The organism is Saccharomonospora piscinae, assembly GCF_005862235.1.
Classification (GTDB): domain Bacteria; phylum Actinomycetota; class Actinomycetes; order Mycobacteriales; family Pseudonocardiaceae; genus Saccharomonospora; species Saccharomonospora piscinae.
In genome coordinates this window covers 268273-284103 of the sequence record NZ_VCEK01000002.1, presented here as the reverse complement: position 1 = coordinate 284103, position 15831 = coordinate 268273, and the positions used below count along the sequence as shown (strand labels likewise).

19 protein-coding genes are annotated in these 15831 nt (G+C 71.8%); 12 read left to right on the top strand and 7 right to left on the bottom strand.

The window, feature by feature from the left end; translation table 11 throughout:
* Positions 1-212: 212 nt before the first annotated feature.
* Genes FFT09_RS06890 through FFT09_RS06870 form a run of 5 tightly spaced genes read left to right on the top strand, consistent with a single transcriptional unit; the run spans position 213 to position 5215 of the window.
* Positions 213-1010, top strand: coding sequence for a hypothetical protein (locus FFT09_RS06890; RefSeq protein WP_138382179.1), 798 nt, complete (start codon positions 213-215; stop codon positions 1008-1010).
* A complete protein-coding gene (locus tag FFT09_RS06885; RefSeq protein ID WP_138382178.1) occupies positions 1007-2062 on the top strand; it encodes a hypothetical protein in 1056 nt (351 codons plus the stop codon). The genes FFT09_RS06890 and FFT09_RS06885 overlap by 4 nt, the downstream gene beginning before the upstream one ends.
* On the top strand, positions 2059-3189 hold the full coding sequence (locus FFT09_RS06880; RefSeq protein WP_138382177.1) for a hypothetical protein: 1131 nt from the start codon (positions 2059-2061) through the stop codon (positions 3187-3189). Before FFT09_RS06885 ends, FFT09_RS06880 begins: the two co-directional genes overlap by 4 nt.
* Before the next feature lie 5 nt (positions 3190-3194).
* Positions 3195-4196, top strand: a complete 1002-nt coding sequence (locus tag FFT09_RS06875; protein ID WP_081192451.1) for a GNAT family N-acetyltransferase — start codon at positions 3195-3197, stop codon at positions 4194-4196.
* A complete protein-coding gene (locus FFT09_RS06870) occupies positions 4193-5215 on the top strand; it encodes a GNAT family N-acetyltransferase (RefSeq protein ID WP_138382176.1) in 1023 nt (340 codons plus the stop codon). Before FFT09_RS06875 ends, FFT09_RS06870 begins: the two co-directional genes overlap by 4 nt.
* A gap of 8 nt (positions 5216-5223) precedes the next feature.
* Here FFT09_RS06870 and mmuM read toward each other — a convergent pair whose 3' ends face one another.
* Together mmuM and FFT09_RS06860 are read right to left on the bottom strand one after the other, a co-directional pair.
* Positions 5224-6150, bottom strand: coding sequence for a homocysteine S-methyltransferase (mmuM, locus tag FFT09_RS06865; RefSeq protein WP_138382175.1), 927 nt, complete (start codon positions 6148-6150; stop codon positions 5224-5226).
* A 10-nt stretch (positions 6151-6160) separates the two neighbouring features.
* Entirely contained in the window at positions 6161-6625 is a 465-nt protein-coding gene (locus FFT09_RS06860) for a MarR family winged helix-turn-helix transcriptional regulator (protein WP_024875576.1), read from the bottom strand.
* Between the two features lie 89 nt (positions 6626-6714).
* Between FFT09_RS06860 and FFT09_RS06855 the strand changes: the two genes are divergently transcribed.
* The gene (locus FFT09_RS06855) at positions 6715-8727 is read left to right on the top strand and encodes an MMPL family transporter (RefSeq protein WP_138382174.1); all 2013 of its coding nucleotides are present in this window, start codon (positions 6715-6717) and stop codon (positions 8725-8727) included.
* Between the two features lie 66 nt (positions 8728-8793).
* Positions 8794-9048, top strand: coding sequence for a hypothetical protein (locus FFT09_RS06850; RefSeq protein ID WP_024875574.1), 255 nt, complete (start codon positions 8794-8796; stop codon positions 9046-9048).
* 45 nt (positions 9049-9093) lie between these two features.
* Here FFT09_RS06850 and FFT09_RS06845 read toward each other — a convergent pair whose 3' ends face one another.
* Positions 9094-9453 carry a hypothetical protein gene (locus FFT09_RS06845; RefSeq protein ID WP_244231263.1) on the bottom strand — a complete coding sequence of 120 codons (360 nt, stop codon included), beginning with the start codon at positions 9451-9453 and terminating at the stop codon, positions 9094-9096.
* A gap of 3 nt (positions 9454-9456) precedes the next feature.
* Positions 9457-10158 (bottom strand): hypothetical protein, encoded by a 702-nt coding sequence (locus FFT09_RS23045; protein ID WP_208544376.1) that lies wholly within the window; start codon positions 10156-10158, stop codon positions 9457-9459.
* A 174-nt stretch (positions 10159-10332) separates the two neighbouring features.
* On the opposite strand from FFT09_RS23045, the gene FFT09_RS06835 reads away from it, so the two are divergent.
* The 3 genes from FFT09_RS06835 to FFT09_RS06825 are packed head-to-tail and all read left to right on the top strand — an operon-like array spanning position 10333 to position 11973.
* Positions 10333-10704, top strand: coding sequence for a BlaI/MecI/CopY family transcriptional regulator (locus tag FFT09_RS06835; RefSeq protein ID WP_024875571.1), 372 nt, complete (start codon positions 10333-10335; stop codon positions 10702-10704).
* Complete coding sequence (locus FFT09_RS06830) at positions 10701-11597, top strand: M56 family metallopeptidase (RefSeq protein WP_138382173.1); 897 nt, start codon at positions 10701-10703, stop codon at positions 11595-11597. The genes FFT09_RS06835 and FFT09_RS06830 overlap by 4 nt, the downstream gene beginning before the upstream one ends.
* A gap of 28 nt (positions 11598-11625) precedes the next feature.
* A complete protein-coding gene (locus FFT09_RS06825; RefSeq protein WP_138382172.1) occupies positions 11626-11973 on the top strand; it encodes a hypothetical protein in 348 nt (115 codons plus the stop codon).
* Position 11974: 1 nt separating this feature from the next.
* On the opposite strand, the gene FFT09_RS06820 is transcribed toward FFT09_RS06825, so the two are convergent.
* From FFT09_RS06820 to FFT09_RS06810, 3 genes are read right to left on the bottom strand one after another with little or no spacing between them, the layout of a single operon-like run.
* Positions 11975-12409, bottom strand: coding sequence for a hypothetical protein (locus tag FFT09_RS06820; protein WP_024875568.1), 435 nt, complete (start codon positions 12407-12409; stop codon positions 11975-11977).
* Positions 12402-12767, bottom strand: a complete 366-nt coding sequence (locus tag FFT09_RS06815; protein ID WP_081192035.1) for a hypothetical protein — start codon at positions 12765-12767, stop codon at positions 12402-12404. The genes FFT09_RS06820 and FFT09_RS06815 overlap by 8 nt, the downstream gene beginning before the upstream one ends.
* 56 nt (positions 12768-12823) lie before the next feature.
* Positions 12824-13234, bottom strand: coding sequence for an acyl-CoA thioesterase (locus FFT09_RS06810; RefSeq protein ID WP_024875566.1), 411 nt, complete (start codon positions 13232-13234; stop codon positions 12824-12826).
* 201 nt (positions 13235-13435) lie between these two features.
* Here FFT09_RS06810 and FFT09_RS06805 point away from each other — a divergent pair, with 201 nt between their 5' ends.
* Together FFT09_RS06805 and FFT09_RS06800 are read left to right on the top strand one after the other, a co-directional pair.
* Entirely contained in the window at positions 13436-14848 is a 1413-nt protein-coding gene (locus tag FFT09_RS06805; RefSeq protein WP_138382171.1) for a hypothetical protein, read from the top strand.
* Entirely contained in the window at positions 14848-15822 is a 975-nt protein-coding gene (locus FFT09_RS06800; protein ID WP_081192031.1) for a glutamate ABC transporter substrate-binding protein, read from the top strand. The genes FFT09_RS06805 and FFT09_RS06800 overlap by 1 nt, the downstream gene beginning before the upstream one ends.
* Positions 15823-15831: the final 9 nt, after the last annotated feature.

Genomic DNA, 15831 nt, shown 5'->3' with positions numbered 1-15831 from the left:
TTTCCCCTGTTCTTGTTCGACAACCGCGGATCACGCGGCCCCTGGCCAACGAGGTTGGCTGTTTATAAGCCCCACCCCCCGCACGGTGACTAGAGGTTCCCGGTGAAGTTGCGCCGTTCGGCCGAGACACCGTTTCGTCGGGCGTGGACTGTTCGGACGATTCCGGTCGGTAAGCACGATTCCGGCGTCCTCGGATGGCAGACTCCGTCGCCATGTTGGCTGGCAGTGTGGCCGCGCTGTGGCGTCGCGCGTACCGCAGGGTGGTGCGTACGGCGTTCGACACCGTGCCCTTCTACCGCGAACGATGGGCCCTCGACGGGCGCACGGACCCCACCGTGGTGCCGGGCCGGACCGGCTCCGACGACGGTGCCACCGAACCGCGCGACCTGCGGCGCGCGGTGGTCGACCTGGTTCCGCTGGCGGGCGGTGACACCCGCGTCGACGCGGCGCGCGGGCTGGGACACGTGCTGGGCTCGGCCAGGCGCCCGCTGCCGGGCACCCTGGTGGTCGTGGTGGACGCGGCGGTGTCCCCGCCGTCCCCGCCGCCCTCCGACCTGCCACGGGGCCTGCGGGGATGCACGGTGGACCCCGAGCGGCTCGGGGCCGATCCCGACACGGGTGTGGGTGCCGAGCTGGCGGCCGCGCTGCACGGCGGCCGTCCCGTGCTGGCCGTGGGCGGTGACAAGGACCTCGCGCGGCTCTGCGCCGCGTTGCCCGGTTCGCCGGTCCACGGGATCGCCCGACTACCCCGCCGTGCCTTGTCCGAAGTGGACGCCGGCCCGTACGGGGTTCTGCACGATCCGCTGCTGGGCTACGTCGGCGCGTTCCGCGAGTGCGGGCGCTGGCATCTGGACTGGCGGCGTGTCTACGCCCGGCGCACCCGGCGCGGTCTGGCGCTGACACTGCTCACCCAGCGCTCGCCCATGCTCGTCGACGTGCTCGTGGAGGGCGGGGTGCGCGGAGCGGTCGAATCCTGCCCCCGGCACGGCACCCCGGTCGTGTCGCTGTGACGGTGTCGGTCGAGATCGCCGATCCGCGCACCGAACCGGAGCCCCACGGGTGGAGCGGGTTCCGGGCGGCGGGTGGCCTGCCCGCGGTGTGGGACTACGACCTGCTCGCGCTGGAGTCGTGGGCGGCGCGCAATCCGCCCCTGTTGCTGGTGGTGCGCGAGGGCGCGCGGATCGTGGCCGGAGCGACGGTGCTCGTGTGCCGTCCCCGGCTGCGCCCGGCGTACGCCGCCCCGCCACGGCGTCGCGGGGCGCCGGTGCCGCTGTGGGCCGAGGTGTACCAGCCGTGGCTGTCCGGGTTCGCGGGCGTGGCCTTCGCCGAGGACGTCGACGAGCCGGGTACCGCGGAGCTGCTCCGCCGCGTGGAGCGCGCGCTGGCGGCGCGGCTGGGACCCCGGTTGCTCGGGGTGCTCTACCGGGCGGTCGACACCACCCTCGCGGCGGCGCTCGCCGGGCGCGGCAGGCTGGTGCGGCAGGTCGACACCGTGTCGGTGCTGGCCAACACCTTCGGCGGCGAGGACGACTGGCTGGGCTCGCTGTCGAAGTCGCGGCGTAGCAGTGTCCGGCGGTCGCTGCGGGAGGTCGAGCGGCGGGTGGCGAGCGCGCGGCTCGTCATCCGGGGCGGGCCCGCGCGGGACGACCTGCACGGTCGTGAGATCGCCGCACTCGTGAACCGGCACCGGGCCGAGCGCGGCGTGCCGAGACTGGAGACCCGGAGCCCGCTGCTGGGCTCGTACTTCCACCGCTTCGTGAAAAGGCCCGATGTGCATACGCTGACCTACCACGACGACGAGGGCAGACTGCTGGCGCTCAACACCATGCTCGAGAACTCCCGATGTCTGGTGAAACAGCACTGGGCGGCGCTGCCGCCCGCCGACGGCGGAGTGCGGCACCTGCTGTTCGACAGCTACGCGCGGGCCGTGCGCCACATGGTCTCCGCCGGCGTGGCCGAGCTGTCGGCGGGCCGCCGTCCCCACGACGTCAAGCGTTCGCTCGGGTTCGCGCCGAGGCCCGTCTACGGCGTCGCCGTGCCGAGGCCGGTGATGGGCCGATGACGCGGGTGCCGACGCCGGTCGGGCCGCGGCGGTCCGGTCCGGCGGAACAGGACGTGGCGGTGGAGATCGTCGATCCCCGTGTCGATCCCGAACCGTCCGGCTGGGCGAAGTTCCGCAAGCGTGCGGCCACGGCCCCGATGTGGGACTACTCCCTGCTGCGGGTGGAGGCGTGGCTGTCGCGCAACCCACCGGTGCTGGCCGTCGTGCGGGAGGGCGGCCGGGTGCTCGGCGCGTGCCTGGCGATGCTGTGCGGGCCCGCGCGCGGTCAGGCGTTCGCGCCACGCCCGCCACGGCGGTGGCGACCGCCCGCTCCGTGCTGGGCCGAGGTGTACCTGCCGTGGTTCTCCGGCCATCCGGCCGTGGTGTTCCGCGGCCACGTGCCCGAGGCGCAGCAGCGCGCGCTGTTGCGGCTGTTCGAACGGCGGCTCGCCGAGCACGTCGGGGTGGGCCTGCTGGGAGTCGTGTACCGCGCCCTGCCGACCGGGCTCGCCGGAGCCGCGTCGGGCCCGCGACGGCCGCGCCGCGAGATCGACCCGACCACCGTGCTGGCCAACCGGTTCGACTCGGTCGAGGACTGGATCGCGGCACTGCGGCCTCCGGTGCGGCAGGCGGTGCGCGAGAGCCGGGCCGTCGCCGCGGAGCTCGACGTTACGGCGGGGGCAGGCCGCACCGACCTCGACGCGGCGGAGCTCGCCGCGTTGCTCAACGAGCACAGGGCACGCCAGGACGCGCGTGCCTGGCGCTCGGGTCAGCGGGCGAGGGTCGCGGGCCTGCACCTCGACACCCGAAGCCCCGTGCCCACCGCCTACCTGGACGCCCTCGTGCGCCGGCCGGAGGTGACCACCCGGACGTACCGGAACGGCACCGGGACACTGCTCGGCTTCCACACGCTGATCGACGGCGAGGGCGGCATGGCGATGCCCCACTGGGCCGCCCTGCCGGCGGGGCGCGGCGGTGTCGCGCGCCTGTCCGTGGACGCGTACGCCCGGTGCGTGGGGAATCTCGTCGAGCGGGGCCGCCCGGAACTGACGGCCGGTCGCACCCTGCTGGACCTCAAGGCCGCACTCGGGTTCGACACGCGAACGCTGGTGTCGGTCGCGGTGCCGAGGCCGGTGCTGGGCCGGTGAGCGCGGTGAGCACGGCCGTCTCGGTCCACGACCCCCGGCACGACGCCGAGCCCGCGGGCTGGGCGGAGTTCCGGCGGGCGGCCCGGCTGCACGCGCCGTGGGAGTACGCCCTGCTCGGCGTGGAGTCGCGGCACGCGCAGCACTCCGCCGCGCTCGCCGTGGCGCGGGTGGACGGCCGGATCGTGGGCGCGATGCTCGCCACCGTGGTACGGGGGCCGCTCGGAGTGCGGCTGCTGGAGATCCACAATCCGTGGCTGTCCGGCTTCCCCGGTTGGGCATTCCTCGACCACGTCGAGCACCAGACGCGGGCGCGACTGGTGCGGCGGCTGGAACGGCGACTGTGCCGCTTCGCCGGGCCGCGCTGTGCGGGCCTGCTCTACCGCTACCTGCCCGCCGACGCCGTGACGCTGGTGTCGGGCCTCGGGCGCGTGGTGCGGGAGGCCACCGGCACGTCAGTGCTGGAGAACCGGTTCGCGAGCGTGGACGACTGGATCACCTCGCTGGCCCGAAGTCGAAGGCACAGCGTGCGGGGGCAGGTTCGCAAGATCGACCGCGACCCCGGTGTGGTCGTCCGGCTGGCGGCGGCCCGCGACGACCTCGACGGCGTGGTGCTGGCCGAGCTGGTCAACCGGCATCGGGCGCGGCTGGGCAGGCCGAAGTTCGACAGCAGGGGGCCGGTGTCGGCGCGGTACCTGCACGAGCTCGTGCGGCGCGACGACGTGTACACGCTGACCTACCACGACGACCAGGGCAGGCTGCTGGCCTTCGCCGACCTGCTCGACCACGCCGAGCTGCCGCTCTACCAGCACTGGGCCGCGCGGAGCAGACAGGAGGGAGGCAGGCAGCACCTCTACTTCGACTCCTACGCCCGGCTCATGGAGCACGTCGTCGCCGCCCAGCGCAAGGGCCTCTCGGCAGGCCGGGGCCGCCTGGACCTCAAGCGCTCGCTCGGGCTGGAGACCCGGCCGTTGTGGGCGGCGGCGGTGCCGAGGCCGGTGGCGCGATGACGAGCGAGGTACTGGATCCGCGCGTGGACCCCGAACCGCCGTACTGGCGTGAGCTGCGCGCGCTGGCCGGGCTGCGCGGCGACTGGGCGTGGGACGTGCTGCGGCAGCAGGCGTGGTGCGCGCGAACGCCGTGGTCCGTGGCGGTGACGCTGGAGGGCTCCCGGCCACGGTGGTTCGTCGCCGCCGCGTGGATCGGCACCCGCAGCAGGCGCCACCGGTTCGCCACTTCCCGCCGCGGTGGGCTGCTCGGCGGCCTCGACGTCCGCGCGCCCGGCAGCGGTGCGTTTCCCGCCTGGTGGTTCGCCGACACCGACGGCGACGGCGGGTGCGGCCGGTTGCTGACGGAGTACCTGCCCTCGATGCGGCGGCTGCTCGGAGCCGGTATGAAGGCCACGCTGATCCGGCAGGTGCCCGGCGAGGGGGTCGCCACGCTGGCCGGGCGGTTTCACCTTGTCCGCGAGACGGAGCCGATCGCGCGGGTCCCCACCGCTGGCTTCACCAGCGGGGACGACTGGCTCGCGTCGCTGCCCCGGCGACGAAAAGCCCAGCTTCGCAAGGTGTTCGACGCGATCGAGGCCGATGTGGACCTCACCGTGGAGGTGCTCCCGGGCTCGGCGGTGGACGCCGTCGAGCTTGCGGAGTTGTTGCGCCTCAACGAGGTCAAGCATCGCGATGTGCCGATCGTGCCGCTGCCGCAGTTCGTCGGATACCTGCGACGGCTGCTGCTCCAGCCCGACGTGTTCGTGCTGTGCTACCGGGACGGGAACTCGCGGCGGCTGGTGGCCGCCGCCACCGTCTACGACCATCCACAGTGGCCGCTCGCGCGCGCGTGGTCGTCGCTGCCGGTGGAGGACGGCGGACGGGCCGACGCCTACTTCCACATGTACGGCGAGCTGGTGCGGTGGTCGATCGAGCGCGGGCGCCGGGGCGTGGTGCTGGGCAAGAAGATGGCCAAGCTCAAGACCTCGCTCGGAGCGGAGTTGGTGCCGCAGTACGCCGCCGTCGTGCCCGTGCGGTGACACCCGGCCTACCCCGCCCCCGGGGCGATATCGGCTGGGTCGTTGACGTCGGATATGTCGGCTGTGCCGGCGATGTCGGCCGGGCTCACCCGGCAGCAGCCGCCCACCACGGTGGCACCCTCGGCGAACCAGCGCCGCGCGCGTTCCGGGGTGAACAGGGACGGGCCCCACCACCGGCGCCGGGCGGCGTCCCAGTTCTCGCCGCTGTTCGGGTAGACGATCAGCGGCTTGTCCGTCACGGCCCCCGCGTGTGCCAGTGCGCCGCTCACGTCGTCGGGTGCGCAGCAGTTGACCCCGATCGCCACCACGTCGGGTGAGTCGGCCGCCACGGCGAACGCCTCGGTCAGTGGCTGCCCCGCGCGCGTGTGCTCGCCCGCGATCGAGTAGGTCAGCCACGCCGGAACCCCGAGCCCGGCCACCGCTTCGACCAGCGCCTCGGCCTCGTCGACGTCGGGCACCGTCTCCAGCGCGAGCACGTCCGGCGCGGCCTCGGCGAGGATGTCGAGGCGTGGCCGGTGCCAGTCCCGCAGTTGCCGCGTGGTCAGGCCGTACCGTCCCCGGTACTCCGCGCCGTCGGCCAGCGCGGCGCCGTACGGCCCGACCGAGGCGGCCACGAACCGGTGCCGTCCTTCGCCGGGCGCCTCGGCCGCGGCCTGGCGTGCGAGAGTGACACTCCGGTGCAGCAGGGCGGCGAACTGGGCTCGGCCGAGCCCGCGCCGGGCGAAGCCGTCGAGCGAGGCCTGGTAGCTCGCCGTCGTCGCGACGGCCGCGCCCGCCTCGAAGAACGCGCGGTGCGCCGCCACGATCTCGCCGGGCGCGTCCAACAGCAGCCGCGCCGACCACAGCGCGTCGGTGAGGTCGTGCCCGCGCGCCTCGAGTTCGGTGGCGAGGCCGCCGTCGCACACCAACGGAGTGCTCGCGTCGAACGGTGTCACCCCACCGACTCTACGAGCCGTCCCGTTCGAGCAGCTCGGTGCGTGTGCGCACGGTGGCCTCGATGGTGGCCGAGAGGAAGCGCAGGATCGTGTCGCGCTGGGCGCTGTCGAACTCCCGCCACGCGGCGGCGTAGGCCTCGCCGAGCGGGGTGAACAGGTCGCGGCCGAGTTCCAGCGCCGAGTCCCGCACGTGCAGGACCACCCGCCTGCGGTCACCGGTGTCCCTGCGCCGTTCGAGGTGGCCCGCGTGCTGCAGCCGGTCGAGCACGGACGTCGTGGCCGACGGGCTGAGGTTGAGCGACTCGGCGAGTTCGCCCTGGCTCACCGGGTGGCCCCGCACCGCCGCGTCCATGATCACCACGAGTGCGGTGAGGTCGGTGCGGTGCAGGTCGTGCAGATCGCCGAAGAGGTGGGTGAACCGGTCCGCCTCCACGGTGAGCCTGCGCACCTGCCGGATCAGCTCCCGGTCGTCCACCGGCGGCTCCTTCCGCGCCGAATTGCTGCCGTGTCACCCCGACCCTAGTATCGGGAGAAATACTTCGATAGTCGAACGATTGGACACCGTTGCGCACGGTTCGCTGGCTGGTCCCCGCCCTGCTCATCGTCGCCTGGCTCGCCGTCGGTTCCCTCGGTGGACCGTACGCGGGCCAGCTGAGCAGCGTCGCCGAGAACGACAACTCCTCCTTCCTGCCCGCGTCGGCCGAGTCCACCGAGGTGGCCGAACTCGAACGCCGCTTCGCCACCTCGGACGAGGTCCCCGCGATCGTCGTCGCCGAGCGGGCGGGAGGCGTGACCGAGGCCGACTCCGCCTACCTGGCCGGAAAGGGCGACCAGATCGCGGAATGGGAGGCGACGAGCCAGGGATCGCCGCCGTTGCCCTCCGAGGACGGCCGCGCGCTGCGGCTGATCGTGCCGGTCGCCGGTGACCCGGGCGACGTCGTCGAACGGATGCGTGCGGCACTGGCGCAGGACCGCCCTGACGGCCTCGACGTCTACGTCACCGGGCCCGCGGGGCAGATCTCGGACCTCTCGGAGGCGTTCAGCGGGATCGACGGCCTCCTGCTGCTCGTGGCGGGCGCCGTGGTGGCCCTCATCCTCGTGGTCGTCTACCGCAGCCCGCTGCTGCCGCTGCTCGTGCTGCTGTCGTCGGTGTTCGCGCTGTCGCTGGCGAGCCTGCTCGTCTACTTCCTCGCCGACGCCGGTGCCATCAGCCTCAACGGGCAGAGCCAGGGCATCCTGTTCATCCTGGTCTTCGGAGCCGCCACCGACTACGCGCTGCTGCTGGTGTCGCGCTATCGCGAGGAACTGCGGACGACGCCCGACCGGGTCACCGCCGTGCGTGCCGCCTGGCGCGCCACCATCGAACCGATCGCCGCGTCGGCGGGCACGGTGATCCTCGGTGTGCTGTGCCTGCTGTTCAGCGATCTCGAATCGAACAAGGGGCTCGGCCCGGTCGCCGCCATCGGGATCGCGGCCTCACTGCTGGCGTCCGTGACCTTCCTGCCCGCCGTGCTCGCCGTCTTCGGCAGGACCGCGTACTGGCCGTTCCGGCCGCGTGAGGGTTCGACCCCACCGGAGTCGGGCGGCATCTGGGGCCGGGTCGCGACGCGGGTGGACCGCGCACCGCGCGCCGTCTGGGTGGTGACCTCGCTGGTGCTGCTGGCCGGGGTGGCCTTCGTGCCGCAGCTCAAGGCCAGCGGAACATCGGAGTCCGACGTCTTCCTCAACCCCGTGGAGTCCGTCGCAGGGCAGGAGGTGCTGTCGCGCCACTTCCCCGGCGGTGCGGGCTCGCCAGCCGTGGTGATCGCCGACGCGGGCCGGGCCGACGCCGTTCGTGCCGCGAGCGAGGTGGACGGCGTGTCCGGTGCGGAGATCACCGGCCGGGCCGACGGGCTGGCGCGCGTCGAGGCGGTGCTGACCGACCCGCCCGATTCGGACGCGGCGATCGCGACCGTGGAACGTCTGCGTGGCGCCGTCCACGACGTGCCGGGCGCGGACGCCAGGGTCGGCGGCGCGACCGCCGAGCAACTCGACACCCGCACGACCTCGCAGCGCGACCGCGCGGTGATCATCCCGATCGTGCTGGTGGTGGTGTTCCTGGTGCTGGCGCTGCTGCTACGGGCGATCGTGGCGCCACTGGTCCTGATCGGCACCGTGGTGCTGTCCTTCGCCGCCACGATGGGTGTCGCAGCGCTGGTGTTCAACCACGTCTTCGGCTTCCCGGGCGCCGACCCCGCCGTGCCGCTGTTCGCGTTCGTGTTCCTGGTGGCGCTGGGCATCGACTACAACATCTTCCTCATGACCCGGGTCAGGGAGGAGGCGCTGACCCACGGCACCCGCCAGGGCACCCTGCGCGGGCTGACCGTGACCGGCGGTGTGATCACCTCGGCAGGTGTGGTGCTCGCGGCGACGTTCTCCGCGCTCGCGGTGCTGCCGATCCTGTTCCTCGCGCAGCTCGCGTTCATCGTGGCCTTCGGCGTGCTGCTCGACACCCTGGTGGTGCGCTCGCTGCTCGTGCCGGCGCTGACCATCGACATCGGCAAGCGAAGCTGGTGGCCCTCCCGACTGGGGAGGTGACGTTTTCGGCCCCCACATTCGGGAATGCCTATCTCCGCATGACCCAGACGACGGAGGTGGGAAGCGATGGCCCAGTGTGAGGTGTGCGGCAACGACTACGCGATGACGTTCGAGATCCGCACGGTGGGTGGCGGGGTACACACGTTCGACTCGTTCGAGTGCGCCATCCACCGGCTCGCGCCCATCTGCGAGCACTGCGGATGCCGAGTCGTCGGCCACGGCATCGAGGTGGAGGGCCGCTTCTTCTGCTGCGCCCACTGCGCCCGCCAGATGAGCGAACAGGGCGCGAAGGCGAGGGACGCGGTGACGGCGTCGAGCTGACGCCGTGTCCGCAGCCTGTGTAGCCGTGTCCGCAGGTTGAGAGCCTCACGGCGGCGCGTCGAAGTTCACTGGCTTTCCGAACGGGCGGTACTCGACGCGAACGGTCGAGCCGACTTCTGTCTTGAGCCGACGGGTCAACTCGATGCCTTCGTCGATCCAGTCTTGTCTTTCGCGTGGGTCGGTTAACCCCGATGAAGCCGGATCGTCGTCGTTGTACGTGCCCTGCATTTTCTCATTCCATCGCAAGAAATGTGTGACCAGTTCCTCGCTGACCGGGAACAGGTCGCTCAGTTCGTCGACCCCGTAGGCATCGGGCAGTGGGTCATCTTGCGTTGAAATCCAGAACGGGCCGGTGCCCCAGTCGAACATGACCGATATTTCGGTCGCCCCTTCAGGTTCGTCCACTGGTCATCCCTTCAGCTTCCGGTTCAGTTTGACCGGGTTCGCGCCCACAATGTAACCGTTGCGGCCTACAGTCACGGCGATCCGCGTGGTTCGACCTCTGTATGAGACCTCGTAAACAGGTCGGTCGGTGCCGCTCAAGCCGCAGTAACGCCCCCGAAGCAGCGCAGCGAACACAAGGTCGACGATGTCGTGTTTCGCCACGCCGTGACGTTCGAAGTGGAGCGAGTGTTCGGATTCGATGTGCGCCAGTCCACTGCCTTCGTTGCCCTCCTCCAGCCACACGATCCGGTCGTCGGGAAGTCGGGCGATCCGCACGATCCGCTCCGGGGTGATCTTGTGGCCCCGCCGCCGGACCTCGGCGACCAGGGTGGCATCAGGCGAAGCCGTCGGCTGCGGGGTCGGTGACGGCGACGGTTGTGGCCCCGCTGCCGTGGGCGGGCCCGGCGACGCCGCTCCGAGCGCGGCCAGATACCGGCCGAGTGCCTCATCGGTCGCGTCACACAGCAGGTGGATCTCGGCCACCGCCTCGCGGGCGGCCAGCAGCCCGGCCACCGCCTCCGCGAGTTCGCGAGCCGCGCTGCCTGCGGCGATGGCGCCGAGCATCTCCGTGGCCTCGGCAAGGTAGCCGTCCGCTTCACGCAGCGCGGGCAGTGGCCGTAATGCCAGCACCCGATCGACCGCAACGGCCAGGCGTTCGACCGACATCCGTCCCCCAGGATTCGACACGCACGGTGATCGTCGCAGGACGCTGCCGACGCCGTTCGCTCTTGGCCCACGTTCCCTCGAACGGGTGCGTCGATGGCTCGCCTTCGCGGCGCTGGTCGCGACCGCCGTACACCGGTTCGTGGTTCAATCACTGGCGAACCGGGAAGTGAAGGGGTGGCTGTGGCTAGGCTCGGAGAACTGGAGCGCGCGGTGATGGAGGTGCTCTGGGCACGCGACGAACCCGTCAGTGTGCGCGCCGTGCATGCCGCTCTGGGGGATCGCGGGCTCGCCTACACCACCGTGATGACGGTGCTCACCCGGTTGGCCGCCAAGGGGGTCGTCCGCCGCAGGCGGGACGGCCGCGCCTGGCTGTACGAGCCCGAGGCGGGCCGCGAGGCGTACGTCGCGGAGCTGATGCTGGAGGCGCTGGAGCTGAGTGGCGACCGCGGGTCGGCGCTGGTGCACTTCGCGCAGTCGGTGACGAGCGACGAGGCCGACGCGTTGCGGCAGGCGCTGCGACACGATGAGCAGGGCGAGCAGACGTGATCCTGCTCGGGCACCAGGTGGTGGCGGCGGTCGTCGCCGTGGTGGTCATGGTGTGGCTGCTGCGGAGCCGGTGGACGTACGCGCATCCCCGGCCCGCGCTGGTGCTGTGGCAGATCAGTGGACTGACGTTCGTGGTGGCCGCGGTCGGGGTTCTGCTCGGCTTCGGCCTCGCGCCGTTTCACCGGGGATTCCTGCCCGCGTTGCTGGACCTGCCGAGCCGCTGGTCGGAGCTCGACGTGTGGCACCTCGCCGCGGTGGCGGCGGGGCTGCTGCTGGCGGGGTGGCTGGTGGTGAACCAGTTCCTGTCGTTTCGGAGCACGGCGCGGGCGCGGGCCCGGCACCGGCTGTTGTTGCAGCTCGTGGCGCAGCCGAACTCGGACGCCTTCGTGGTGGATCATCCGATGGCGGTGGCGTACTGCGTGCCGGGCCGTCATCCGCACATCGTGGTGAGCGCCGGGGCGCGCCGCCTGCTCAGCGAGGTGGAGCTGGCCGCCGTGCTGGCACACGAGCGGGCTCACGCGCGCGAGCGGCACGATCTGGTGATCGCGCCGTTCCAGGCGTTGCGGCGGTTGCTGCCGCGCAGTCAGGTGCTGACGCGGGTGAGCTCGACCATCGAGCTGCTGGTGGAGATGTGTGCCGACGACCGGGCCGCGCGCCAGCACGGCAGGGAACCGCTGGCGCGTGCGCTGGAGCGCTTCCACGCGAGCGGGCCGGCGGGGGCGCCTGCCGGTGCGCTGGCCGTGGCGGCGGCCGACACGCCGGTGCAGGCGCGGATCCGGCGGCTGCGGCACCCGGAGCGGCTGGCGTTTCCCCTGGTGTGGCCGCTGGCGTGCGGGCTGTTGCTGACTGCGCTGGCGACCTCGGCGAGCATTTTCGCCGTACCACTGCACTGATTACTACGACTTGTAGTATCTTGCCGCGATGGACATCGTCTACGACCTCCTTGTCGTTCTCCACCTGCTCGGTATGGCCTTGCTCGTCAGCGGCGTCGTGCTGCGGCTGACCGCTCCGAACTCCCCCAGCGCGATGGTGCTGATGACCGGCGCCGGAACCCAGGTGATCACCGGCGTGGCACTGACCGGCATCGCCTCGGCGGGACTTGTCGACACCGACGTCGACAACACCAAGATCGCCGTGAAACTCGTCGTCGCCGTGGCGGTGCTGGTGCTCGCGCACATCCTCTGGCGCAAGCCTCAGGCCGGGAAGGGTCTGCTCTACACGATCGCCGCGCTGACACTGGTCAACGTCGGCATCGCGGTCTTCTGGTGAGCTACCGGCGCGGCGCCGTCCGGCGCAGCCACCACAGCCCGAACACCGGCAGCACGAGCGGGATGAACAGGTAGCCCATCCCGTAGTTCGACCAGACCGTCGCGTCGGGGAACGCCCCGGGCAGCACCACGCTGACCGTTCCCACGACGAGCACGCCGGTCATCTCGAAGGCGCATGCCAGTACGGCCACCCGCCACCAGCGCACCCCCCGCCGGGCCAGCGCCAGTGTGGCCAGGACGTACACGAGGGCGGCCAGCGCCGACAGCGCGTAGGGCACGGGTGCCTCGCCGAACCGCGTCGCGATCTGTGCCGCCGCCCGGGAGGTGGCACCGACCGCGAAGATCGCGTAGACGGCGACCAGCACCCGTCCCGGCCCGCTGGCCGTGGCGGGTGGCTCGGTCGCCGACCCCTCCGGGCTCGCGTCGCGGTCACGCACTCGCGCCCTCCCACACCTGGTACATCCGCAGCATCAGTACGGGCACGGTCACGCAGGCCACGCCCAGCACGGCCGTGCTCGACCGGGTCCGCTCGGCCAGGGCCCACACCGTCCCGATCGGCAGGACGAGCAGCGTGCCCACCAGATAGAGCAGGAAGGTCAGCAGGTTGCCGGGGCGCTCGCCCGAGAGCAGCAGCACGACGGCGATCACGAGTTGGACGAGCAGGAGCGCCTCGACTCCGGCCAGTCCGAGCAGCAGCGGCCGCGCGGGCGGCCGGTTGAGCGCCACCTGCACGAAGCTCCACACAGCGACCGCGAGCGCGCAGCCCACGACCACGACGGCGAACCCACTGATCACTGGCCCTCCCTATCTCTACGACCAGTCGTAGGATATCGGGCGGGCTCGACGGCGCCTCAGCTGACCAGCAACGCCGTCAGGGCCTCCCGCAACTGCCCGGTGATCTCCACGGGCCTGCGGGTGGCACGGTCGACGAACACGTGAACGAAGTGTCCCTGCGCCACGAGCTCCGAGCGGTCCTGCCGGTGCAGGCCGAGTTCGTAGCGGACGCTGGTGCGGCCCAGGTGGCCGACCCGCAGCCCCACCGCCAGTGCTTCCGGATACGAGACCGCCGCGTGGTAGTTGCAGTGCGACTCGACACACAGGCCGATGACCTGGCCGTCGGCGATGTCCAGGCCGCCCTTGGTGATCAACCAGTTGTTGATCACCGTGTCCATGAACGCGTAGTGGACGACGTTGTTGACGTGTCCGTAGACGTCGTTGTCCTTCCACCGGGTCGGCACGATCTCCCAATGCGCGTAGCTCACCGCCGAACACTCTCATGATTGGCCATGTCCGGGCGAGACCGCGCGGACTCCTTCGCCGCCGTGCCGCGCCGAATCGTCGAATCGTCAAATCGTCAAATCACAGCCCCGGCACGATCCGCGTGCTCTTCGCGGACTCCGCACTCGTGGCCCGGTCGTCTCGGATACGGTCATGCGCGTGCCGAGACTGGGTGGAGGATCGCGATGACGAGCACTGTGCCGCGCCCCGGGCCCCCGGCGCCCGCGGCGCCCGCCGGCTCGGAACCGCCAGAGCAGCCCAAGGGGTCGCGGTCGGGCCTGGCCGGGTTGCTCGACCTGCCGACCGAGCTGGTGCGCAGCCTGGCGCGCTCGGCGGCCACCACCCCGGGCCGCCTGTCGTTCATCGGCGCGGGCCTGGTGGTGCTGTCCCTGCTCACGGGCCTCGTGGGAACGTTGTCGACGCAGGACCGCGGCGACGGCACCGACACGCTCGTCGAGCATCGCGAACCGCTCGCCGCCGCCGCGCAGGAGGTCTACCGTTCGCTGTCGGACGCCGACGCGACGGCCGCCACGGTGTTTCTCATCCCGGGTACCGAGCCCGCCGCGTTGCGCGACCGCTACGCGAGCGACATCGCCAAGGCGGGTGCGGCGCTGGGGAAGGCGGCCTCGGACTCGTCGGGCAGCCCGGAGGCAGCCGAGCAGATCGACGTCATCAGCCGCCAGTTGCCCGTCTACACCGGGCTGATCGCCACGGCACAGGCCAACGACCGGCAGGGTTTCCCCGTGGGAGCGGCCTACCTGCGGGAGGCGTCGGAGCTGCTGCGCAGCAGCATCCTTCCCGCTGCCGAACAGCTCTACGAGGTCAACGCGGGCGCACTGGCCGACGACCAGGACGACGTCACCGGCTTCCCGTGGTTCGTCGCGATCCTGTTGGCCGGGCTCATCGCCGCCCTGGTCTGGACCCAGCTCCACCTGCGACGCATGACGAACCGCGTCTTCAACGTCGGCCTGCTGGTGTCGTCGGCGGCGGTGGGCTTGCTCGTGCTGTGGACCGCGGTCGCGCTCGTCGTTCAGGGCGTGCTCGTCGGCAGCGGTCGTGAGCACGGGACGGAGCAGGCGGACCGGCTGGTCGAGGCCCGCATCGCCGCGTTGCAGGCCAGGGCCGACGAGACACTCACCCTCGTGGCGAGGGGAGGCGGCGGCCGGGACTACGACCAGGGCTTCACCGAGCAGCACAGCCGCTTCGCCGGCCAGGACGGTCGAGGCGGGCTCCTCGGCGATGCGGTGGCTTCGGCGGAAGGGACCACGGCTTCCGCGCTGCGGTCCGCCACCGAGCACGCCGTGGCCTGGGGGCAGGCCCACGACCGGGTCAGGCAACTGGACACCGGGGGCAACCACCGGCAGGCCGTGTTGCTCGCGATCGACGACAAGGACGAGCAGAGCCCGGCCACCGCGTTCGCGCGGCTCGACGGCGAGCTGGCCGCGGTGATCGGCGCGTCGCGGCAGCACTTCGTGGACGACACCACCGCCGCGTCCGGCGCGCTGACCCTGCTGGCGCCCGGTTTCGCGCTGCTGTCGGTGATCGCCGCACTCGGCGCCACACTGGGTATTCGCGAGCGTCTGCGGGAGTATCGCTGATGAAGACCCGAACGAGGACCGGAACGCGCGGGCTGGCACTGGTCTGCGTGCTGACACTGAGCGTCGCGGGGTGTGCGGCGGGGACACGTCCCGTCGACCCGGCGCCCGTGGACTCGGCCCAGCGGCCGCTGCCCGCGGGAACCGAGATCGACCCTCGGCTGGACGCCGGTGGCAGCACGGACGACAGCTGTGATCCCACCGCCAGCCTCGCGCCGGACTCCTCGATCCCGTCGGGCTCGACGATGGCCGAGATCCAGGAGCGCGGTCACCTCGTGGCCGGGGTCGACCAGAACACGTTCCTGTTCGGATTCTCCGACCCGGAGACCGGCAGGCTGAACGGCTTCGACATCGACATGGTCCGGGAGATCGCCAGGGCGTTGTTCGGTGATCCGGAGGCCGTCCGGTTCCGGGCCATCTCCTCGGCGCAACGGATCGAGGCGCTGCGCAACGGCGAGGTCGACGTGGTCGCGCGGACGTTCTCGGTCACCTGTGAGCGGCTGGGGGACATCAACTTCTCGTCGGTCTACTACGTGGCGGGGCAGCGCGTCCTGGTGGGAGCCGACTCCACGGTCCGCGAACTGTCCGACCTCGGCGGCAAGCGCGTGTGCGCCGCGAAGGACTCGACCTCGCTTCGCAACATCGCCGCCGCCGAGCCCCGGCCCGTGCCGGTGGCCGTGAACGACTGGTCGGACTGCCTCGTCCTGCTCCAGCAGGGCCAGGTCGCCGCGGTGTCCACCGACGACACGATCCTGGCGGGGCTGCGGGCGCAGGACCGCACCGGAACGAAGATCGTCGGTGACCGGTTCACCGACGAGTACTACGGGATCGGTATCCCGAAGGACAACGAGGACATGGTGCGGTTCGTGAACTCCGTGCTCGCCGACGTCCGGGGCGGGGCGTGGCAGGACAGTTACGACCGCTGGTTGCGCGAGGACCTCGGTCCCGCCTCCCCACCCGAGCCCGAGTACCGGTGAGACCCTTCG

Coding starts and splice junctions, on each gene's coding strand:
- FFT09_RS06800 (WP_081192031.1), top strand. CDS start 14,848: ATGAAGACCCGAACGAGGACCGGAACGCGCGGGCTGGCACTGGTCTGC.
- FFT09_RS06870 (WP_138382176.1), top strand. CDS start 4,193: ATGACGAGCGAGGTACTGGATCCGCGCGTGGACCCCGAACCGCCGTAC.
- FFT09_RS06890 (WP_138382179.1), top strand. CDS start 213: ATGTTGGCTGGCAGTGTGGCCGCGCTGTGGCGTCGCGCGTACCGCAGG.
- FFT09_RS06850 (WP_024875574.1), top strand. CDS start 8,794: ATGGCCCAGTGTGAGGTGTGCGGCAACGACTACGCGATGACGTTCGAG.
- FFT09_RS06880 (WP_138382177.1), top strand. CDS start 2,059: ATGACGCGGGTGCCGACGCCGGTCGGGCCGCGGCGGTCCGGTCCGGCG.
- FFT09_RS06825 (WP_138382172.1), top strand. CDS start 11,626: ATGGACATCGTCTACGACCTCCTTGTCGTTCTCCACCTGCTCGGTATG.
- FFT09_RS06805 (WP_138382171.1), top strand. CDS start 13,436: ATGACGAGCACTGTGCCGCGCCCCGGGCCCCCGGCGCCCGCGGCGCCC.
- FFT09_RS23045 (WP_208544376.1), bottom strand. CDS start 10,158: ATGTCGGTCGAACGCCTGGCCGTTGCGGTCGATCGGGTGCTGGCATTA.